Origin of the sequence: Serratia silvae (assembly GCF_023282985.1) — a bacterium.
GTDB lineage: Bacteria > Pseudomonadota > Gammaproteobacteria > Enterobacterales > Enterobacteriaceae > Chania > Chania silvae.
The window spans coordinates 194259-216192 of sequence record NZ_JAGQDC010000006.1 but is presented as its reverse complement, the minus strand read 5'-3'; the positions used below and the strand labels follow the sequence as shown (position 1 = coordinate 216192).

Annotated in this window: 20 protein-coding genes and 3 pseudogenes; 5 read left to right on the top strand and 18 right to left on the bottom strand. The window is 48.0% G+C overall.

Annotation, left to right across the window (positions count from 1 at the left end; genetic code table 11):
* Positions 1-255: 255 nt before the first annotated feature.
* The 15 genes from KAJ71_RS10395 to KAJ71_RS10325 all read right to left on the bottom strand — a co-directional run bounded on the left by KAJ71_RS10395 (position 256) and on the right by KAJ71_RS10325 (position 15659).
* Positions 256-1053, bottom strand: coding sequence for an SEL1-like repeat protein (locus KAJ71_RS10395; protein WP_248945638.1), 798 nt, complete (start codon positions 1051-1053; stop codon positions 256-258).
* Positions 1054-1168: 115 nt separating this feature from the next.
* Positions 1169-2320, bottom strand: coding sequence for a DUF8616 domain-containing protein (locus KAJ71_RS10390; protein WP_248945637.1), 1152 nt, complete (start codon positions 2318-2320; stop codon positions 1169-1171).
* An 8-nt stretch (positions 2321-2328) separates the two neighbouring features.
* Entirely contained in the window at positions 2329-3117 is a 789-nt protein-coding gene (locus KAJ71_RS10385) for a hypothetical protein (protein ID WP_248945636.1), read from the bottom strand.
* A gap of 129 nt (positions 3118-3246) precedes the next feature.
* Positions 3247-3513: a PAAR domain-containing protein gene (locus KAJ71_RS10380; protein ID WP_248945635.1), complete on the bottom strand. Its 267-nt coding sequence runs from the start codon at positions 3511-3513 to the stop codon at positions 3247-3249.
* Positions 3514-3693: 180 nt separating this feature from the next.
* A complete protein-coding gene (locus tag KAJ71_RS10375; RefSeq protein WP_248945634.1) occupies positions 3694-4179 on the bottom strand; it encodes a DUF4123 domain-containing protein in 486 nt (161 codons plus the stop codon).
* Positions 4176-6170, bottom strand: coding sequence for a type VI secretion system Vgr family protein (locus KAJ71_RS10370; RefSeq protein WP_248945633.1), 1995 nt, complete (start codon positions 6168-6170; stop codon positions 4176-4178). Before KAJ71_RS10370 ends, KAJ71_RS10375 begins: the two co-directional genes overlap by 4 nt.
* 627 nt (positions 6171-6797) lie before the next feature.
* Positions 6798-7370: a type 1 glutamine amidotransferase family protein gene (locus KAJ71_RS10365; protein ID WP_248945632.1), complete on the bottom strand. Its 573-nt coding sequence runs from the start codon at positions 7368-7370 to the stop codon at positions 6798-6800.
* Positions 7371-7502: 132 nt separating this feature from the next.
* Positions 7503-7928 carry an RbsD/FucU domain-containing protein gene (locus tag KAJ71_RS10360; protein WP_248945631.1) on the bottom strand — a complete coding sequence of 142 codons (426 nt, stop codon included), beginning with the start codon at positions 7926-7928 and terminating at the stop codon, positions 7503-7505.
* A 49-nt stretch (positions 7929-7977) separates the two neighbouring features.
* A complete protein-coding gene (locus KAJ71_RS10355; protein WP_248945630.1) occupies positions 7978-8742 on the bottom strand; it encodes an SDR family NAD(P)-dependent oxidoreductase in 765 nt (254 codons plus the stop codon).
* Positions 8743-8777: 35 nt separating this feature from the next.
* The gene (locus KAJ71_RS10350; protein ID WP_248945629.1) at positions 8778-10085 is read right to left on the bottom strand and encodes an MFS transporter; all 1308 of its coding nucleotides are present in this window, start codon (positions 10083-10085) and stop codon (positions 8778-8780) included.
* Between the two features lie 123 nt (positions 10086-10208).
* On the bottom strand, positions 10209-11255 hold the full coding sequence (locus tag KAJ71_RS10345; RefSeq protein WP_248945628.1) for a LacI family DNA-binding transcriptional regulator: 1047 nt from the start codon (positions 11253-11255) through the stop codon (positions 10209-10211).
* Between the two features lie 390 nt (positions 11256-11645).
* The gene (locus tag KAJ71_RS10340) at positions 11646-12392 is read right to left on the bottom strand and encodes a DUF3142 domain-containing protein (RefSeq protein WP_248945627.1); all 747 of its coding nucleotides are present in this window, start codon (positions 12390-12392) and stop codon (positions 11646-11648) included.
* Positions 12362-14539 (bottom strand): PA5441 family protein, encoded by a 2178-nt coding sequence (locus tag KAJ71_RS10335; RefSeq protein ID WP_248945626.1) that lies wholly within the window; start codon positions 14537-14539, stop codon positions 12362-12364. Before KAJ71_RS10335 ends, KAJ71_RS10340 begins: the two co-directional genes overlap by 31 nt.
* A gap of 132 nt (positions 14540-14671) precedes the next feature.
* Positions 14672-14848: a hypothetical protein gene (locus KAJ71_RS10330; RefSeq protein WP_248945625.1), complete on the bottom strand. Its 177-nt coding sequence runs from the start codon at positions 14846-14848 to the stop codon at positions 14672-14674.
* A 163-nt stretch (positions 14849-15011) separates the two neighbouring features.
* Positions 15012-15659: a response regulator transcription factor gene (locus tag KAJ71_RS10325; RefSeq protein ID WP_248945624.1), complete on the bottom strand. Its 648-nt coding sequence runs from the start codon at positions 15657-15659 to the stop codon at positions 15012-15014.
* Between the two features lie 401 nt (positions 15660-16060).
* Here KAJ71_RS10325 and KAJ71_RS10320 point away from each other — a divergent pair, with 401 nt between their 5' ends.
* On the top strand, positions 16061-16870 hold the full coding sequence (locus KAJ71_RS10320; protein ID WP_248945623.1) for a winged helix-turn-helix domain-containing protein: 810 nt from the start codon (positions 16061-16063) through the stop codon (positions 16868-16870).
* Positions 16871-16874: 4 nt separating this feature from the next.
* On the top strand, positions 16875-17351 hold the full coding sequence (locus KAJ71_RS10315) for a FidL-like protein (RefSeq protein WP_248945622.1): 477 nt from the start codon (positions 16875-16877) through the stop codon (positions 17349-17351).
* A gap of 19 nt (positions 17352-17370) precedes the next feature.
* On the opposite strand, the pseudogene KAJ71_RS10310 reads toward KAJ71_RS10315, so the two are convergent.
* Positions 17371-17784, bottom strand: a pseudogene (locus tag KAJ71_RS10310) (LysR substrate-binding domain-containing protein); the annotation flags it as partial.
* A gap of 1 nt (position 17785) precedes the next feature.
* On the opposite strand from KAJ71_RS10310, the pseudogene KAJ71_RS10305 reads away from it, so the two are divergent.
* The 3 genes and pseudogenes from KAJ71_RS10305 to KAJ71_RS10295 form a co-directional block, all read left to right on the top strand.
* Positions 17786-18127 (top strand): annotated as a pseudogene (locus tag KAJ71_RS10305) (IS1 family transposase); the annotation flags it as partial.
* A pseudogene (locus tag KAJ71_RS10300) lies at positions 18123-18941 on the top strand (sugar-binding transcriptional regulator); the annotation flags it as partial. The pseudogenes KAJ71_RS10305 and KAJ71_RS10300, both read left to right, overlap by 5 nt.
* Before the next feature lie 200 nt (positions 18942-19141).
* On the top strand, positions 19142-19960 hold the full coding sequence (locus KAJ71_RS10295; protein ID WP_248945620.1) for a shikimate 5-dehydrogenase: 819 nt from the start codon (positions 19142-19144) through the stop codon (positions 19958-19960).
* Between the two features lie 126 nt (positions 19961-20086).
* Here KAJ71_RS10295 and exbD read toward each other — a convergent pair whose 3' ends face one another.
* A complete protein-coding gene (exbD, locus tag KAJ71_RS10290) occupies positions 20087-20509 on the bottom strand; it encodes a TonB system transport protein ExbD (RefSeq protein ID WP_248945619.1) in 423 nt (140 codons plus the stop codon).
* Between the two features lie 3 nt (positions 20510-20512).
* On the bottom strand, positions 20513-21505 hold the full coding sequence (exbB, locus tag KAJ71_RS10285; RefSeq protein WP_248945618.1) for a tol-pal system-associated acyl-CoA thioesterase: 993 nt from the start codon (positions 21503-21505) through the stop codon (positions 20513-20515).
* Positions 21506-21934: the final 429 nt, after the last annotated feature.

The following is a 21934-nucleotide window of genomic DNA, read 5'->3' as shown; positions in this document are numbered from 1 at the left end:
TGATTTTGTCATGTGAGCTACCTCTGGTTAAGAGTTTACTCACTTAGCGCCGTGTCCACTATTGCTGGGTAAGATCAAAGTGCTCCAGGATCAGGAATGTGGTGATCTGATCCTGATTGCAGTCAGAAGTTCGATTTATTCAACAAAGCCCGGTCAAACTGCTCGTCCCTAGCTAATCCATTGATTATAAAACGGGCGCGCATGCAGCGCCCTTACGTTATAAGCCCTGTGAGGGGTTGTCAGCAGTCTCAAGTACTATTGTTTTTTTAATAGTATTTTCTGTAACTCTTGATAAAGTTTCTGAAACTGTTCAGATTGTTGAATTATTAGATCTTGTGAGAATCTATTGTTAATTTCATAGACATACTTAAAAGGTTTAAAACTTCCATTCGACATAATCTCTGTCAATATTTTAGACCAGGCCGCCGCTTTATCACTATTTCTTTCAACACCAATCCCTTGTTCGTAGGCTTCAGCCATGCGCGCTGTACAGTACTGATAACCTTGCGTTTTTGATGTTGCACACTGTTTATAAAGATCAATAGCCTGTTGAGTTAAGTGAGGGTGACTTTTATTATTTACATCTTGCAATAATAAATCGAAAGAGTCATCCTTATCAAATCCAAACATCAGAATATCTGCATACATATCATAATGGTTTAAGTGATTTTTTAGGGCTACCTGAATACAGTGTTGCTGCTTAATAAAGAGTTCAGCCTCCATCAGCTTAGTTTTAGCCAATAGGGTATCATTATTATAATTTAATATTCTATCACAGGCCTGTGGATGGTCTTTATCTGATAATTTCCAATAAATCTCAAATACTTTATCTGAGGCTTGTTCTACTGTTAAACCAACCCTTTCATTAACTGTATTGTAAGACTCTAGTAAATAGGCATATGCATATAATGCATTGGGATCCCCTTTATCTTTTTGCACCACTAATAGTTCAAAAAGGTCAGGATCCTCTAGACCATAAGAGCGATTTGCCATTTTATCGAGCAAGCCTAAAGCATAGTCAATAGTCCAGTACTCGTTGTCATTGGTTGTCATGTGCGCTCCTATGTTATTAAATGGTTGACTGGCATTATACCCATAAAAAGGTATTAAAATACAACTTAATAGTAAAGTAATAAAAGTGTTCTTTTTTATCATGAGAACATCCCTATTAGGATTTAATTGCCGCAGTAGCGGTATTAAAAATACGCCAATGCCCGTTCACTTTGTCTGTAGGTATTAAACGCTCACGGTTAACCTCAGTTCCCGCCGCATTAATTTTTTTATAATTGACAGTATATCCTCCAGCACACCAAAATGGGCGAGTACCGCCAAACCAACCAAATCCAGTAAAAGCATATACCGTCCCCACGCCTTTTATTTGGCTGAATTTCTCAGCGAAGGAGCCAACACCATTCCCCAAATGGCAAGCTAAAAATATAACTGTTTTATCAGAAGAGTAACCATTACTTTCCATCTTCATGAGCAATGCTCTTAAGCTCCTGTTATCATTATAATATCTAACTTCTGACCCAGAATCATCATACCCTGCTAATACAGTAGTATTACCATGACCTAAAACATAAAAATAATGACTTGGCAAATTCCCACTATTAATGTGGTGCATAAAGCAACTCGAAATATTCATATCGGATGGTAAAGTGGACATTTCAAGCGAGTTCAGGTAGGCATACCCCTTACCTTTAGACTTGAAGCCCCCCATCAGATCATTAACACCAATTAATACAGCCCTCTTTGGAACACTAGGAGAACCAGTAAATTCAACAGAATTAATATCTGCCTCAGTAATACTAATTCCATTATTCCTCATGCCATTTATACTATATTGGTATGGAGGCATTGTGGCACTGTTATGCTCAGGCCAAGGATCAGCACCCATTTTATCACGCAACCAATCCATGTAAATCGTATTCACGCCATTCATAATTGGCAATGGGGCTGATGTATTCAATGAGCCGGGAGAGTTAATGACCAAGTTATCTCCAACCTCTATATACCGCCAAAGCGTCTGATTTATTAACTTACTCGCTGAAGCAATTATAGCATCATCTTCGTATTTTTTATCATTTACAGGCAATATTTCAACATGTGCGTACTTGAATTTTTTTTGTATTTTACCATCACTACTAGACGTCCCTAGTATGGCCTTACCGGAAATCGGGTTAATAATGCGATAGTGTCTATTTGGGAGTAACTTTTTAGTGATAACATCCATTAAATAAAGATCACAAGAAGCTACAAAATCACCTACATTTTTAGAAGGTTCGGCATCATCTCTCGGTGATAAAAGTTCGTTACACATACTCGTCCTTAAATTTGTGTATTAAGTCGATTAGCATGATTTTGAAGGGCGGCCTGTAGCCAAATTTTAGCTCTACTTTCAAACTTATTGGCGAGCAACTGGCTATTGTGCCGGTATTGCAAAAACTTGCTTTGGTCAATCCATTGATAAAATGGATCTTGATCGAATTGGTGACCCATAAAGAACATAAACAATACAATCAATGCAACATGATTAGTATTGTCAAAACCATAAATATTATTGGCTTTTATAATACCCTGCTGAATTAATATCGTAATGTCATCTTTAGGTGTGCTTAAGTATTTCTGGGGATGGAGTTTAATAAGTAACTCATGAATATCATTAATATAATTTTCATGACGGATATTTACCTTCTCAAAATCAAGATGCAGCAGTTTACTGGCACAATTTAGAAGATGCCGTTCACTTTCACCACCTATTTCATCAAGATAACACCTAACCTTTTCAAATAAAAAATCCGCTTGTTCTAACTGTGGCAAAGATTTATTTTCATCCATAACCTTGGAGAACCAGGCATATTGTGGATCAGTTTCAAAACCTGAACCAAATACAATCAACAGACTAACATATAACTGAACTGGACCCCGTTCTGAGAATCCTATTTTTTCAGCTTTAATAACCCCCCCGGATATCGCTTGTTTAAAACACTCATCACCTAACGTTTTCTTAAGGTATGGAAAAGCACTATCAATCTTCATGGAAAGTTCTAACACATAGTTTTCAACAGTATATTTCCTGAAGCATTCAAATTGTTCATCAGTGAATTGGATAACCATGCACCTAACTCCTTGGTAGTTATAATGATGCCCTAATTTGACTCATAGACTTGATGTGATTTATTTTCTCAAGTTACCAATTTGGTCTTCACTAAATCTTATCACACAAACTATGTTTATTTGTTGATTTTATATCGCATTAAATTGATGCTGTGATGGAATAAGTATTGCCCCACAGGAGGTGATCATACCTGCTGTAGCGATTTTATTTCCATTTATGATAGTGGCGCTACCACTGTCTATAATTTCAAACATACCTTTGCATAAAGGGCAAAAAACATCATCACCAACATGGGCAATTTTAATATTTTCCCAAGTTGAATGACCACCAGTAACGATAACTGTTCCACCATGTGTGGTAGTATCGCCGTTCAAAATAACCGGTTTCGCACTCACGGATCCCTCCCTCAATGGCCACTGGATGGACGTCTGCTCTACAGCGTCTATTTTCAATATTATTTACTTTAGAAAAATCGCCAATACTCTTATTACCATTCAGAAAATCAATACATTCACCCAACCTAATCCCTATTTTAACTATCAATACTTCATGTAAAATAAGTATTACTTATCTCATCATACAACCGAATGATAATGGTCATCATGATAGAAGGTCCAATCGTAAATATTATCCATAAAATGAGCCAACTGCTCTTTTGTCAGTATTTCCTTAAGCTGTATCAACACCCTTGGATCATAAAATCTAAATAAAGCAAAACGCTCACCTGGCAACTGAACATTAAGAAGATCCACTAAATTATTGGTCAAACTAAACATATCCAACTGACTAAAAACCCATGACAACGAGGGTTTGCTTTTTTCCAAAGTAATAAGCTCATCGATAACATCTTTACTTAACTTAGATAATTCAAAAACCCAAGGGCCTGCAAAGGCAATTTTAGCATCTTCAGGCTGGCGAAATAATGGAGACACCCCATCCTGATAACTAATTTCATCTCCCAAGTGACGTTCGTATTGCAAACCATCCACCACTGCGTAAAGTTTTATATCATGATATTGAGCTTGTAATTTTGCCAGTTTTGATTGAATAAATGGAGTCATTCCTCTCCCCTAATCAATAAAGGTGTACCTTGTAAAGTTGCCCCCATTAGGCATGTAATACATAATCCACCATCAGGCGTTTTAACATCAGTGGGTACTGACGACAACGGTATTTCCTCTGCCTTTCTTTGCAGAGCATCAGGATATTTACCTGCCCAACCACTACCTTTTCCTGGACTACCTGAACCTAGACTCAATGCAGGGCTACTACTAATACCACCTGCATCAATTTTTATAAAATGCCCTGCAGCTTGCAAAGTAATTTCACTACCTGCGTCAATCACTAACTTCATATCGGACTTGATATGAATTTCATTTTTTGCCTGACAGAAAATACCGTCGCCAGTTTTGATATGCAGTTTGGCGTTGGTTGAAATGGATAAATCGTTACCCGCATATACCTTGTATTCATTATCAACCCGTAAATGACTATCATTCTTTATATGGTGGCGACTATCGTGTTCTATATCAACCGTTTTATCATTGAGGATTTTGGTATTCATATCCTTCTGCGCATGAACAAAGACTTCTTCGTTATCCTTAGCATCATCAAAGCGCAGTTCATTAAACCCATCGCCCTTATGGGTTTTTGAGCGGATCGACATCTGGGTTTTTGACCCCGGCAATTTACCCTGCGGAGTATTAGTGGCATGATAAGTCCGCCCGATAACCACGGGTTGATCGGGGTCGCCGTTTAAAAACTCGATAATCACTTCGTGGCCAATGCGCGGGATCGCCAAGCTGCCCCAGCCTTGCCCCGCCCAGGGGTGCGACACCCGTATCCAGCATGAACTCGTGTCATCAATTCTACCTGACCTATCCCACAGGAAACGCACCCGGATGCGACCATGCTCATCACAATAGATCTCCTCCCCAGGCGGCCCCGTGACAATGGCAATCTGCGCACCGTCAATCCGGGGTTTATCCAGAACCAGAGGGCGCCAGGTTTGCTCACGGGGAATAAAGGTAAACTGATTAACCAGCGTCGTCCCCCGCTCACCAGTCGCCTCTTCCAACGCTTGGGGCTGTCGCCCTGTACAGCTAACGCCAGTGATTTGCCAGCGGGTATTCATTGCCTCATGGGGATGCTGGGTCAACGTAAAGTCGGTACCTAGCTCCAACCCGGCACAATTCGATGCCCCTTCCCCCTGGTAGGCGTCATTGCGTAATGCCTCCATCCGCCAGCGGGAAAATTGCTTGCCCACCCCGTTCTTATAGCGCCCCGGATAATCATAATGCAGGTAGCGCCGGGCTTGATGCTGCGTGCCGCGTCCATAATCGTCGTATTCGGCGCGCCAGTCGGGATTTTTGAAGGTGTAATCTTTGAGTAAGACGTCGGAGGGGCGTAGGCTTTCACGGCGCCGCAGCGTATGGATGCCGGGCTCATCATCACTCTGCGGATGATAGGGTAATTCTGGCCCCTCGTTAAGCACTGCGCAGTCGTCAGAAAACACCAACGTATGCTGATTGCCATGATGTTCAAAGAAGTAAAACACCCCCTCTTCTGCCGTCATCCGCTGAATAAAGGCAACATCATCTTCCTGATATTGCACACAAAACTCTCGTGGGCTGCGGGCATAACGCAACGAAAACGTATAGTTTTGAATACCATTCTTTTTCAGGAGCGTTTCTAAAATAGCCGGTAAATCCTGCTGCTGAAAAATGCGCGAATTACGTTCCAGAGTCGCGCGCCACAGTGCAGGGCGAACCGAAAGGCTATAGCGGGTCTGGTGACGTCCGGTATCCCCTTGCTCCATGGAAACAACAATACCGCTGACGGTACGCTGTACTTCTTCATCGCGCCATACCGTCAGCGTGACGTCGCTATCCAGCACCTTGCCAAACTCCACGGCGGGGTTGGCGCTGGCTAATTCCAGTTCTAATTGAAACAGGCTGGAATACTGCTCTTGCAAGGTAAAGCCTGCCACCACAAAGGTATCATCTGGCAGCCCTATAACACTCAGCGTAAAACGTAATCCGGTTCTTGCCATAACAACATCCGTAATTAACCCTGGCCTGCTTTCAATACCATCCACCACACAGGCCAAATAGACTCCATGGCGTGAGTGTATGAATAATTTTGTAGAGTTAACAATAACGATACTCTTAAAGCCTAATCCAACCTTGAAATCATAAGCATTAATACGATTTAATTAAAAATTAAACAGTAGTATATTCTTATAAATTAACTATAAAAGCTTTTAACACCAATCAAAATATAATAAAATCCACTAATAAATAACGAAATTAATTGTTATTAAAAGATTTTTATGCAACAACATCTCTGTACATAAAAATAATCTATAAAAATGCGATCCGAGTCAACTTTAATCTCGAGATAGTCAAATAAATCTACTGAGTTAGCGCTGTCATTATCTTTGCCTGTTTAATATGTTTATTCAGGTAGAAGAGAGATTACTGACCCTATACGCTTCCTATGTTGCTGGATTTTTAACTGCAACCCGCGTTGCCAGCAGAAACCAGCCTCATCTCTCCGGCACAATTAGTGGGGCGGCAGAGAAAAGACCTCCCTCTGCGCACAAACAGCCAGACCCCCTCGGCCAGAGAGAACCGATCTCCACATGAGACGGCTCTCGGAAGGTATTTATAACCGTGGATTAATCTGGCTTGCGATGCTCTGCGGCATGCATCGCAAGGTAGGCATTGAGGTTTTCATCCCCCAATCCCAAAGTACGCAGGATTGCGGCCATAAAACTGACCGGCGCAGTACCAGGTGCCGTGATAACTCGCCGATCGGCGACGGCATAAGGCACATCTTGATAGTATTGCGCACCACCATAGTTCAGGCTCAGCAGATTTTCTGCCGAATTAGAAGTATGGCGGACAGCATCAAGCACGCCCGCCAATGCTAATACGCGAGTACCATCACAAATCCCCGCGACGATGGCATTACTTTGATAAGCCGCAGCAACCAAGACGCTGATATCCGGCGCCTGTGTGGTTTGCCAGATAGTGCCCCCGCAGACAATCAGCAGATCGACTTCATCAGGCTGAATGGCTTCTATCGCCAGATGAGGGGAAACCAGCATACCACCTGAAGAGGTGACTTGGACGCCACCAGGAGTGGCAAAACGGCAGTCAAAACCGTAATAGCCGCGCCCCGTCGAGTTGATCAAAGCGGTTTCCCAATCGGAAAAATTTTCAGTAAGGAGAGTAATAGCACGTATCATCGGAGTTTCCTTGTCAGTAATGGGGAGCAATTCTCCAGGATTTTCCTGCCCGCAAAAACCAAGAGTAACCTGTACTGTTGACAGTTTTTGTCAGTAGCCAACAGATGCTCCTCCCGCAAAGATAGCCCACGTTCAATCGGCCATGACAACCGGCGCCACGGTCAGCAGCAGGTTAGCAAAGCGCCGCATCTCACCGCTAGCGATAACCAGTAATGTCTCCTGTGATTTTGCCGCAGTGTAGAAAGCCTCGCGGCTGAGATAATCGATGGGGCAACCGTCGGGCAGCAGTTGCTGGTATTCGGCAGCAATGGTGTTGGTAAAGTCTTGCGGCCAAGCCATCATCGAGGCGTGCTCCACGTTAATGTGCTTTAACACCTTTGCTAATATCACACTGCTGGCGATCATACCGGGGGCCAGGTTCAGGTAAACAATGGTGGCGTCTTTCGACGAGTTGGTAACGAACGAGTAGTTTCCATCGGTGATGAGGATCTGGGTCTTGTGCCCGCACAGCGCCAAGGCGCCCAACAGTTGCGGATGAATAATATCGGCTTTGATCATGTTGTTTTCCAACAAGGAAGACAGGCAGGTTGTGCCTGCCTGGGTAGGTTCACATGCGGTAAATGCCGCCGTTAATATCGATGGTGGCACCAGAGACGAAGCCGTCATATTCCGAGGCGAGGAATTTAATTACCCGAGCGACATCTTCCGGGTTCCCCGCGCGGCCAAGGGGAATGCCGTGGATGGTTTCATCGGCAGATTCTTTGCTGGTATGCTGGTTATGGAAACGCGTACCTAGAATAAGCCCCGGCGCAACGGCGTTGACCCTGATGCCATGTTCTCCCAGTTCCGCCGCCAGGGAACGGGTCCAGGTTAATACTGCTCCTTTGGTGGTGGAGTAAACCAGCGAACCAGAATGCCCGCCGGAACGGCCAGCGAGGGAAGCCAAATTAACGATACTGGCCCCATCCTTGGCGCTTTTTAAGTAAGGTAGCGCGCTTTGCGTTACGTTAAGCATGGTCGTCATATTGACATCAATCACCGTTTGCCAGAATTGACGGTCGATCTCGTCGAGCCATTTACGGGCGATGATACCGCCCACGTTATTGATCAGTATATCTATTCCCCCCAAAAACTCGGCAGCAGCAGCGACGCATCGCTGGGTATCTGCGGTGTCGGTTAAATCTGCATAACCATAGACAGCCCGTTGTCCGCGTGAATGGGCTAACTCAGCCAGTTCCTTTGGCCCCTCTTCGCCGCTGAAATAGTGGATGTAGATGTCACACCCGGCGTTAATCAGCTGCTCTGCGGTAGCTTTGCCAATCCCTTGCTCGGCACCAGTAATAAAGACTTTTTTACCTGATAGGTTTCCCATTTTATTTCCTCTCGATTATCTGTAGATAAAGTCGGTTATGAGCGAATAACGCCTTCACGCTGTTTGGCGCAGTAAAAAATGCAGATCAATCCGGTAACCAATAAACACAGCGACAGGAAAACCAGCCCCGGAGTATTACTGTTAGTGACATCCTTTAATAACCCGACAACGTAAGGCGCGACAAAACCACCGATATTGCCGATACAGCTCACCACCGCCAGTCCAGCCGCCGCTGCCGCACCGGTAGAGATATTGGCAGGCATGGAAAGGAATGAAGGAACCGAGGTATAGATACCAATAGAAGCGATGCTCAGGAACATCAGCGCGACAAACACGTTGTAGTTAAAGAACACCACGGCACCAATCAGGCCAAAGGCGGCGACAATCATACTGATGCCGGCAAACACGCCGATTTTTTTGGTTTTACTGGCCCATAGGCTCCACGGATAAACCAGCAAGGCGGCCAGGCCATAAGGAATCAAAGCAATCAGGCTCACGCGGAAAATATCATCGCCGGAAATGGCAGTGATGATGGAGGGTAGCCACATCCCAAAGCCGTAGATCCCACACACCATGCCAAAATTCAACATGGCGTATAACAGATACTTTTTATTTTTTATGCCCTGTACGAAATCAAACAGTTTGACCTGAGAACCCGATTTGCTACGGGTGGTGTTGTCCATTAGCCAGGCTTTTTCTTCCACATCAAGATAGCCCACGTCTTTCGGTGAGTTCTTGATAATAAAAGGGATAAATAGGCCAATAATCACTGGTGGAATACCTTCGAGGATAAATAGCCACTGCCACGGTTCCAGACCAAACCAACCATGCTCGATGTTAAGGATCAGCCCGGAAATCGGTGAGCCGATAGCGTTTGATAACGGCTGGACGATAATAAACATACCGAGGATCTTGGTGCGGTACTTCGCCGGGAAAAACACAGTAAAGTAATAGACCACCGAGGGGAAAAAACCCGCTTCACAGACGCCCAGCATAAACCGACAGATATACAGCTCCATCGGCGTACGGACAAAACCCATCAACACGGCAAAGATTCCCCAGGTAATGAGGATCCTGGCAAACCAGATACGCGGGCCAAACTTGATGGTTCCCGCATTGCTGGGAATTTCAAACATAAAATAGCCGATAAAGAATATCCCGGAAGCAAAGCCAAAAGCCGAGGCGGTTAACCCCAGGCTATCTTCCAGAGCAATAGCCGCATAGGCCATATTATTACGATCCAGAAATGCCAGAAAGTATAATAAGATCATTAACGGGACAATATTCAGCGTCATTTTTCTAATGGCACTGCGTTCAATTTCATGAGGCGTTCTTTTTTGCATAATAGAATACTTCCAATGTCGTTAATCGGAATAATAATCTGCTACAGGCTTGCCTGATGGGTGCAGGTGTATTTACCTGAAAATAAATAATGCTATTTAATCGTTCTCGTTACTCTATACGCGTTATGGCGTGATGGTTATTACCGACTGACGCCTGACTAATACAGGCGGGAAAATAAACTCTTCAGGGGCCAATGCAGGGTCTCCTATGCGCTGCAATAAGCGGCCTACCATCACCTGGGCCATCTCGGCAAGCGGTGGCATGACGGAGGTCAGCGCGGGCCAGACCAGCCCCGAGAGCGGAATATTGTCGATACCCACCACCGAGATCTCACCAGGCACCGCCACCCCCGCTTCCCGCAACCCCGCTAGTAGGCCAATGCCCAAAGCATCGTTGATAGCCACCACACCATCCGGGAGCGGAGAAAGTGCAAGCACCTGAGTGGCCAGGGCAAAACCCAGCTCGGTCATCTCGGTATCGCCATACTCACCACAGGCTTTACCCTCTATCACCCGCTGCTGAGCGGGCAACCGATAATTCCGCACCACCGTCAGGAACCCTTCAATCTTATGGCTGCGGCTCATGGTCAAACTGGCCTCGGTGGCAAAAACGATATTGCGACAACCCCTTTCGATCAGATGCTGAGCCGCCAGCCGCCCGGCCTCTACGTTATCCATTGAGACGCTGTCGAATAACCGGGCGTCAGCGGTGAGGCTCCCCGTCATCCGGTTATCGTAGTTGACAATCATCATTCCCATTTCGGCAGCCTGTGCGAAATGGGTCTTACGAGTATCACTCGCCGCGACGATAATGCCGCGCACCCCATGGGCGAACATATCCTCGATAAAGGTACGCTCTTCGTCTTCTTGCCGATAGGTATTGCCCAGCAACACCCGGTAGCGGTGCTCTTTAGCCGCCAGGTCGACCTCGCGAACCAGGGCAGAAAAGCTGGGGTTGACGATCGAGGGGACCAGCAGACCAATCATCCGGGCATGCCCGGTTTTCAACTGCTGTGCCACCCTGTTGGGCTGATAGTTCAATTCACGCATCACCCGTTCGATCCGCTGCCGGGTTTCCGGGCGCATCTGATCGACTCGACCGTTTAACACGTTGGAAACGCTGCTCACGGAAACACCGGCGAGATGGGCGACATCACGAATATTTGCCATGTTTTCGCTCTCCTCCGGTGCTAGCGCCAATCGATGTTTTTATGAACGAAAATCCATTAAATCAATTCATAATCAATGTATTAAATATACAACCTGGCATTATCTGTATCGTTTTAGTGAAACGATGCAGATCAATTTATAGCGGAGATATTATTCAATCAAGCGACTTTACCTGCCTCGCTGCGGTTGCGTGATGCTTTTGTGAAAGCTATCAAGCCCAGCGCTCTAGCATTACTAAACACGGGTAAAATCCTCGGCTGTTTAGTCAGTGTTTAGTGGCAGGATTAAAGGCAGGAACGAGATATGTAGGTGCGCAGCATGCAGCGCACCTACATATTTACCAAGCTATATAGTATTTGCTTTAGTGATGAATAATATCAACACAGACGACTATAGAGTGGTATTCAACAAAAAAACCACTTCGCCGCGATAGTAAGGCGAGGCGGCTAACCGCCGTTGCCATTCGGAGTTCCAGTCACCCTGCTGCACCAGGCCGATTTTGAAGGGGATTTGTAGCTTAAGCAGCGCGGGGAGATAGCGTTCATACTCCGTGACCGTGCGCCGCCCCTGATAGGTTTGGATCACCAACTCATCGATTGGCAACGCGTTTAACTGGCTGACGTTGCCGGTCTTTGCCCAATCGAGCAGGCCAGTAACTCCCAAAGCGTATTCTTTGGGTAATCGACCGCGCAGCTTATTGAGAAACTCCGCGTACTTATCCAGTTGATAGGTTGCCGCGTCAAAGTCGATCTGTAGCCCCACCACCCGGTTGCCTGTCGCAGCCCAACGGCCTGGTAAACGTAACGCTGCAGCCAATACCTCATCGGACATGTCCAGAGTTGCGACACGTACGGTGATCCAGACGGCGGGAGCCTGAAGCTTACTCAGCGGTAGCCCCAACTTCAGGAAACGAGCGCCCTGACGGCCATTCACGATTTCACCCTGATGGAGATAGAGCAGATCGGCCCGTTGCAACGCAGGCTGCGGCCAGACGCCGGACCAAAGCCAGAATGCGCGGTAATCATGCGCATTCACATATTGGCCAGCTTCGTTATCCGCCACTGCGGTTGCGGAAACAGGCAACCACAGCAGCAGCAATAACCGCATCACCAATAGTATTTGAGCTTCTGTTCCCACTGGTTACCTTTATACTGACTCTTCAACAGGTTAAACCAACGCTGGCGAGTTTTTTGCGAGATCTCCTGCCGATCGCATCTGTTGTAGCCAGAAGGAGAGAAACACATCACCGCACGGTAGAGCGCATAGGTTTTATCTTCCGGCTCGGCCTTGGGATCGGCGATCACTTGCTGATAATATTTTAATCTGCCGTGTGCTTTATCTTTATAAAGTTCGGTTCTGGCTAGGTCATCCAACCCTTCATTGGCCCCCATTTCCGCTTCGGTATTAATATCGGCAAAGGTGGTACGCAAGAACTCTGCCACGCAGTTCATGGCGTGCGGATCGGCCTTGTTCTTCGCCAATACAGCAACGTTAGCCGCTAAAGAAGCGCAGAAATAGCCAGGCTCGGTCTGACCACCATCCCAATCGAACACGCTGAGTGCTACATCGCCAAATACCTGCGGGTCAGGCGTCTGCTTGATATTTTTTTTCAGCTGGCTGTCATCAATAAACCCCTGATAGTCGCCTACCATCAAATCCTTAAACAGCACGGTATGCAGAGCGATGGTCTTTTCTTCATCGTTAGGCGCACCAGCGGCCTGCTGTTGTAGCAACGCTTTGTTGGCCAGGCTTTTGAGCACCACTGAGCGGTAACGCAGGTTATTGATTGGGCTGTTTGGGGCAAAAATAGCCGCAGCTTTATTTTCCTGCACCAAGGCGGTGGCCAACATCAACTGCACATACTGTTGTTGGTAAGGATTAAGTTTCAGGCTGAGCAGATGACGCCAATGAGCCTCGGCACCCTGCCAATTTCCCTGCATCACCAGAGCATTGCCGTAAAGGATTTGCTGGCTGAATGCGATAAGGTCGTTCGCTGTCAGCTGTGCAGCAGGCTGGATCGCCTTGGCTACCGCGGCATAATCCTTTTGCTGATAGAACAGCCAGGCATTATGCATATATTCCCAGAGCGGCAACTGATTGGCGGCAACAAACATCGGTTTGTACCCCTGCAGCATCTCATCGGTCACTTTCGGCATCGACTGGTTATCAAGGTTATATTGACGCAGCCACTTCATGGTCTGGGTAAAGGTCAGCAACGGGGCATCAGCATTGCTGACAAAGGGCTTATCTTCGCTGTTATAAGCAATATTGCGGCTCAGCAGGATTTGATCCCCTTCATCGATCATCGCACTGAGCGTATTGATATCGGTGGCTGCGGCGATCTCGGTTTCATACAGTTGCGCCAGACGTGGCCAATCAGACAGATACCAATTCACCCGACGCTGTAATCCCTGTACGGAATCCACATATTCGCCTTGGGGATAAGCGGCCAGATAGGCCTGTGCGCGTTGCAATGCCAGGGCACCCGCCTCTTTATTGGCCCGCTGCGGGTCGAACATACCGTACTGATCCGTGGCATTTTCAGTGATCTGGTTCAAGGCGACGCGGAACAGCATATAAGCAGCGGTTTCGGCCACCCAGTGTTGATCCGACTCTTTTAACCGTTGGAACCCGCTATCCGCATCGGCAAACTGCCCCTGATAAAACAGCTCCGCACTGGTGAGGTAATCTCTGAACGCCGCCGCATGAGAACCTTCAGCATAGTTGGCCATCAGCGGTAAAAATTGCTCCAGCTGCGCCTCACTCCGGTAAATTTTGGCCCGGCGCAACGCCAGTAAATCGCGTTCGGCCTGATCTAACTGCCGATCGGCCAGCAGGGCCTGGAAGAATTGGCTGAGTGAATCTGAATTATTGGACACCCAGCGGCCTTCATTTTCTTCGGTAACGCCGGTTAAGCCCGAGGGTTTAATACCTAAGCTTAACGCCTGCGCATTGAGAGGATTTTCCTGTGGCACGGCGGTTTGAGCTGGTGCGGTAGCCTGATCGGTTGCAGGCGCTGCTGCACCAGGGAACACGCCAAACGTGTATCCCCTGTTACGGCTAATATCCTGCGGTAATGACGACAGCGTCACGGGCAAATTGTGCATCCCCGCCGCCAACATCAGCAGATTGACGCGAGTATCATTATCGGCAGCCAGATAAGGCACACCGCTCATTGAGCAATAGTCGCTCCAACCACAGCCGGTTTCATCGGAAGAGGCCAGTGCGAACTGACTGGTACCGGAGATGGCAGAGACCACCGCGGCTAATATGAGTTTTTTCATCGATGTCCTTACTTATATCCAGTGTTCACTCTCGTCCCGAGTGAATTTTGCCTGAGATAGTGTCGTAAGCATTGAGGAAAAACAAGACGGCGAAAATAAACCGGGATGATTAGGCGTTAGCCGGGTAGCGCCTTAGCTTGGCGGCCACCAAACCGAGGGCTGAATGCCATCAGATACGGTTTCGCATAATAGCTCGATGGCCAGTAAGGTGCCGTGCTGATTGACCTGCACCGGCAGCAGAATATCTTCGCTCATCGTCAGGGAAGTTTCCTGTTGCGCCACGCGGGGCTTGCTGGCGGTGATCGACACGATGGATTACTGCCACCTGTGTGGCGACAAGGGTGCTGGGTAAAGCCATTGCCTTGATGGCCTAGCCCACCTGCGAAAAGTATCCTGAAGCTTTCTACATCGTGAGTCGTTTAAGGAATATCTACAGTCTCCGGGGTCTGCCATGCGGGCCCCGCTATTTTGTCTATAACGCACTATTTTCCAGATCCAGCCTTCCCTGCCGTAACCAGAAATATAATTCGCTATTACGTTTGAAACCTAGTTTGCGCATCGCAGTGAGTTTATGGGTGCTGACGGTCTTGACGCTAAGTGACAGGTTATTGGCGATTTGCCTGGGCGTGAGTTCCCTGCTGATCCCCTGCAAAATATCCCGCTCACGCGGGGTCAGCCTCAGGCTGATACACGCTCCGTCCTTCACTGCCTGCAAATGCTGAAAGCACGTTCCTTCCTTTACTGCCTGCAAATGCTGAAAGCACGCGCGATTAAACATCTGCTCTAGCAAATGCACTACCGCCTCAGCCTTTTCCCTGCGGCCTAATAAACTTGGGCCATTGTGCTCAGGCTTTTCTAGTCTTATGTCCTCAATGACGCTTTCCCGTACGACAATCGTCCCAAATAGCCTGCCCACTTTTTGTTCCCATAAGCGATTGGCCAGCATCGGCCCGTTGTGGGATTTGGCACAAATCATCAGGTCGATCGTCTTCTCTGAGGAAAGCGGCACAAAATCCACTGTGCAGCCTTTTGCCTGAAAATAGGCCTGCAAAATATGTTGGATTCCCAAGGCAAAAAAGCGGTTGGTATCCTGAATGGCAATAACGATGTGTGGTTTCATTTTATTCCTTTATGAGCGATAAGCAGCTCTCCTTGTCGCTCCTTGCTCTGTCGCCTGGTCGCCTGGCGATCCGGTTTTTGACGGCAAAATCATGCTATCGCCCGACCCCAAAAAAAGCAAAATAATCCAAATAATCCATATTAATTAGAATTAAATCCTATTAATTATTGTTTATTTGAATTTTAACCCCAAAGCAAGCAAAATAAAACAATCTGGTAAGTAGGTAATACTAGTTACAATTCAGGTAGTTATTTTGAATAAAAAAATAGTTCAGACAAGGGTTGACTCTACGGGTGTTTTCTAACTAAATACCTACCCGAAACCCATTGATTAAGACTATTCTCATTAAATAATACGTCCGGACAGACAGACATCAACATCAAGGAAGCTCGACTATCGCCATGAAATATATAATAAATCTCACAGTGACCTTTGATCCTGACAATAGATTATTAATCTTAAAAAACGATCCTCAGCAATCTATTGAATTATCAAAACCGGCCACCAGACTGTTAAGTGAGTTGATTAACAACAACAGAATCAATCTGCTTCGTGATGACATCCTTAAAAAGGTGTGGGAGGACTATGGCTTTTCACCATCCAATGCCAGTCTTAACAATCACATAAGTGAGCTAAGAAAGGCGTTCAGCAACCTTGCGATTAATAAGGATATTATCTTCACCGTGCCCCGTGTCGGGTTTAGATTGGACGCAGAGATCCATCCGATACAAAACATCATCACCCAGCAGGCCCCAAGCGATAATAAAACCACTATTAATGAAGGGTTAACTGTTAACCCTGGCGGCACGACAGCAGAAATCGACAAGCCAAAGGATCGTGGCTCACTCTATCTGTCGCTAAAAAAACACCGCATGCTCTCTTTCGTGCTGGCCCTGTTACTGTTATTAAGCACGCTGATCGGCATGACCACATTAATACACACCAAAAAAGAGAGTGTTAAACTCCTGACGACCTATGGAAAGTGCAGTATCTATGACTTGAACGACAACAAGCCAAATGGAGATTTTACGGCTAAAATAATCAGGGAGATGACAGAAGAAGGGATAGACTGCTCGCAGGAAGACCTGGATATTTTTTATGCCGAAGCACACCCTAACAACGAACGCCTCAGAGTTCGGCTACTCGCCGCCTGCAGTAAACTTGACACCACCAGGTATAAAAATTGTTTAAATTACAAGATAGTAGAGTAACACCATGAAAAAGTTCGTCGTAGCCTTGCTGCTGCTAATATGCCTGAGCACCATGCTTTTTTATGTATATCAATTTGCCTCCTACAGGCCGTTCCATTGTGATGCCCAGTTATTCGAACACCTCAATGTCCGTGAAGGTGACAGCGTTGAGGTTAACACCCATGTCGACATCATATTTACTGCGCAGCATCATGGGAGTGTAAAATTTTCCGGCTCGGTCAAGAATCAGGGGCATAGCTATGTCCTGAGAAGGACGACCTTCTTTACCGTCTCCCCGTCCGAGCTGGATAACGTGGAAAAAATGGTCTTTACCCGTACGGAGAGCCACCCCGTGGATAACACGCCAGAGGAGCTATGGCAGCACAGAGTGTTACCGCAAACTCCGGGTATTGAGTTTTACTCCAAGATCAGGGCGCTAAATAGAGATGCCATTATTCTTAAAGGATTTTCCAATCCACTGATCATCTGCATCCGCCGGTAACGGCGCCACGAATAGGCCACTAGCGGCAATGCTGCCTGAACAGACGGGCCAGGTAGGCGCCCATCGGCGTGAGCGTCGTATCCTTTCGTTGGATCAGGTAGCAAGTGGCATACGGTAAAGCTTTATCCAATTCCAGCGCCACCAGATGGCGGCCCAGGATAGGATCGGAGATCACATCGACAGACAGAATGCTGACAAAGTCACTCTGCGCCACCAGACTGGTGCAAACCATAAAGGTCTCACAGGTGACGCTGATCGCCGGCGCCATATCACCAAACAGTTCATGTAGCAGACGGTAGTAGCTGCCAGCCCAATCACAATGTTGCAGCTCCTTGAGCATGCGGGCGTTCTCACACGAGTGCCCCTTACGTACCACCACCTTGTATTCTCTTCCCATCAGCCGCTCAAAGCCCAGCTCATTGTCCATACTGCTGGCACACAGGATAACGTCGTCTCCCGCTGCTCATGCTGATGTGGCGCTCATCTGCTAGCTCAATGAGCAATGGGGTTTCGTCGGCAGCAAGGCTCAACAGCACTGGCTGTAGTACGCATATAACACCAAAAACGGCGGTGTTCTGGCCTACACTTTCGGTCCCCGAACCGATGAGACCTTCCGGGAGCTACTTGCACTACTGACTCCGTTCAGTATCGGCATGATAACCAGCGGTAACTGGGGTAGCTATGCCAGAGAAGAGTATCTGGCCGGTAAAATTTTCACTCAGCGCATTGAGCGCAACAACCTGACCCTGCGCACACGTATCAAAAGACTCGCAAGGCATTGTCACCATTGCCATTAACTATCAATTTAACGAAAGTCTGCTGCTGGAGCAGCGGCTGAAACAGCGCTTCGGATTGAAAGAGGCTATCGTTTCCCCCATCGATAGCCAGCAACCCTTGCAGGCGCAGCTCAATAGCATGGGACAGCAGTGCGCCGAGTTTCTCAACGGCATTATCAAAGACGGCGATGTGATTGGCTTTTCCTGGGGAAGCGCCCTGGCCGCCGTGGTGGACCAAATGGCCGAAGACTGCGGTAAAAGAACCGTTACCTGTGTGCCAATGGTCGGTGGCCCTTCCGGCAAACTGGAAAGCCGCTATCACGTCAATACCCTGGTTTACAGCGCGGCAGTGAAGATGCGCGCCGAATCACAGTTAATTGATTTCCCAGCCATCTTAGAGCAAAAAATGATCCGCGATGGCATCATGGAATCGCAACATTACCGCACTATTTCGGCCTATTGGAACCAGTTGGATATTGCCGTTTTCGGTATCGGCTCCCCCAATATTACCGGTCACTCTACCTGGCGTGCTTTTTATGGCAATGAGGCAATGGAGCATTTTAATACTGCCCTGGTCGCCGGAGATATTTGCTCACGCTTTTATGATGCGACCGGTAATGAGGTGAAAACCTATTTCTCCGATAAAACCATGAATATCACACTGGATAAAATCAAACGAGCACCATACGCTATCGGCGTTGCCCACTCCTATGAAAAATTATCCGGCATTCTGGGTGCCATTAACGGTGGTTATATTAATTGCCTGGTAACGACCAAGGAAACAGCGGAAAAATTATTAGCACAAAGTGAATAGTTTTCGTTAATCGCGGGTTGGCCTTGGCTAAACGACAGTCATCGTTTACGGCCTCCCCTTGCCAAAAAACAGCAATGAGGGATTAATTATGCAGGACTGGGGCTTTGTTGAATTTATCGTCATTTAGCGTAAGCTGAACCGATTATCCCTGCGGAATGCTGGCCAAACTGCGGGGAGATTTATTTCAATGAGGGCGCCCAATGAGTCGTGAAATCAACAAAGATACGCAGCTGTGTATGTCACTGGCCGGTCGGCCAGGCAATTTCGGTACCCGTTTCCACAACTATCTGTATCAGGAACTGGGCCTGAACTTCATCTACAAGGCGTTCACCACCAAAGATATTCAGGCAGCGGTTGGCGGCGTACGCGCTTTGGGTATTCGCGGCTGTGCGGTTTCCATGCCGTTCAAGGAAAGCTGTATTCCGTTCCTTGATGAGCTGGATGCGTCGGCCACGGCAATTGAATCGGTTAATACCATCGTTAATGACGACGGCTTCCTGCGGGCCTATAACACCGACTATATCGCCATCGCCAAACTGCTGGCGAAATACCAGATATCCCCGACCACCTCGTTTGCCCTGCGTGGCAGCGGCGGTATGGCCAAAGCGGTGACCGCCGCCCTGCGCGATGCTGGGTTCAAGAACGGTTATATCATTGCACGCAATCCACAGGCGGGCCAGGCACTGGCAGCACAGTATGGTTATCAGTGGCAACCAGAAGTGGGCGATTTGCAGGTGGAGATGGTGATTAACGTCACGCCAATCGGCATGGCGGGCGGTAGCGAAGCCGAGCAGTTGTCATTTGAACCGGCCACTATCAAGGCTGCGAAGATCGCCTTCGACGTGGTGGCTTTACCGGCAGAAACCCCGTTGATCCGCAATGCCCGTGAGCAGGGTTTGCAAGTGGTTACCGGTGCCGAAGTGATCGCTTTACAGGCTTTGGAGCAGTTTGTGTTGTATACCGGCGTGCGCCCTTCCGATGAGCAAATCACTCGTGCTGCAGCACATGCACGTGGCTAAATAGCCCGTGCAGTATCGTTGGAATTCGGGGTGGGTTGTGGTGCAGATTTCGCGGAGTAAGCAGGTCATCGCGCCCTCTTCCTCGAGTTCGACAACCCGAAGAAGAGGAAATAGCTGAGTATCAGATTACTTGGCCACGCCTTCCATCCCCACCAGCCCAACTTTCAGGTAGCCGGCTTTGCGTAGCGTATCCATCACGCTCATCAGCGTTTCATAATCTACGGTCTTGTCCGCCTGGAAGAAGATGGTGGTTTCTTTATTCGACTGCGTGCGTTGATCCAGCACTGCTGTCAGCTGTTCCGCCGTCACCGGCTCATCACCCACGTACAGCTGCTTGTCTGCCTTCACCGACAGGAACACCGGTTTTTCCGGACGCGGCTGCGGTTTAGCGGAAGAGGCGGGCAGATCGACACGAATATCTACCGTTGCCAGCGGCGCAGCCACCATAAAGATGATCAACAGCACCAGCATGACGTCGATAAACGGCGTCACGTTGATTTCATGCAGTTCGCCGCTGTCGTCCAGATCTTCATTTAAGCGCATCGCCATAACTCACCCCACCCGCAGCTGGTGCGCATGCTGCGAACGTTTGGCATCGGCCGAGGCTGCCAGATCCAGATCGCGGCCCAACAGCAGCAGCACCTGCGCCGCCACATCGCCGACCTGAGCACGGTGGCCGCCGATAACGCGAGCAAAGATGTTGTAAATCACCACCGCCGGGATAGCGGCAACCAGACCGAGTGCGGTGGCCAGCAGAGCTTCCGCAATACCCGGGGCAACGACCGCCAGGTTGGTGGTTTGCGAATGGGCAATGCCGATAAAGCTGTTCATGATGCCCCATACGGTACCGAACAGGCCGACAAACGGTGAAATGGCACCAATGGTGGCCAGGAAGCCATTACCACGCCCCAGTTGACGCCCGTAGGCCGCTACGCGGCGTTCCAGACGGAATCCGGTACGCTCTTTAATGCCGTTGTTGTCGTTGGAGGCCGCCGACAATTCCAGTTCGTTCTGCGCATCTTGCAGCAGTACCGCGCTGATGCTCTCTGACGAGAAGCTTTGCGCCAGTTCGGAGGCATCGTCCAGCGAACGCACATCGGCCAGCGCCAACTGCTCACGGCGCAGACGGCGCTTGGAACGAACCAGCTCGCTACCTTTGGCAAACAGAATGGTCCAAGTGACGATAGACGCCAGCACCAGGCCAATCATCACGATTTTCACCACGATATCGGCATGCTGATACATGCCCCAAACGGAGAGGTCCATGCCACGCGTTTCTGGCGGTTGGATGGTCGGTTCAGGATTAGCCGGGGTGATATTTTCGGGGGTGCCCGCCACTGGGGTTACCGCTTCTGGGGCTGCTGGTGTCGTTGCCGCAGCAACGCTTTGCGTAACTGCTGGTGCAGTGGCCGGTGCCGCCTGAGCGTTGCCCGCCAACCCCACCACCAATACCAGTGAGGCGATCACACTGCGCCCCAATGCGCCCCATTGCCCACGGCCTGCGCCCTGAGCACTTAGATTTGTCATTTTGCCAGCCGTTTTCACGCTGTGCCTCCACCCATTTCAACATTTAAGGAAGAATTCAGCGTGCGATCATATCAAACCAATCAGGGATTGATAGTAGTTATCATTATTATTTACTCAATAACGCATCGGCGGGGAAAAATGATACACCCCTTGTCACTATCAGGGTTTGCGCATCATTTGGCATAACATAGCCTACCCACAATGCTAACAAAATCATCACTCAAACCGCTGCTTTTTACCCCCTGCAGGACATAATCGGGTGAATAGCTCACGCCATCACTACTGCGGAAAAACGTCTATTGGACGCCCGTACTTTTCCGAGTTTTACAGCCTTTGCCACATTTTCTACGCTCTGTTTACTGTTCGCTTAAGCTAATAGCGGTACACTATACCCGTGCTCCAGGGTCTGACCGCCAGTGTGCGGCCTCATCTTACTCGCGAGCATGG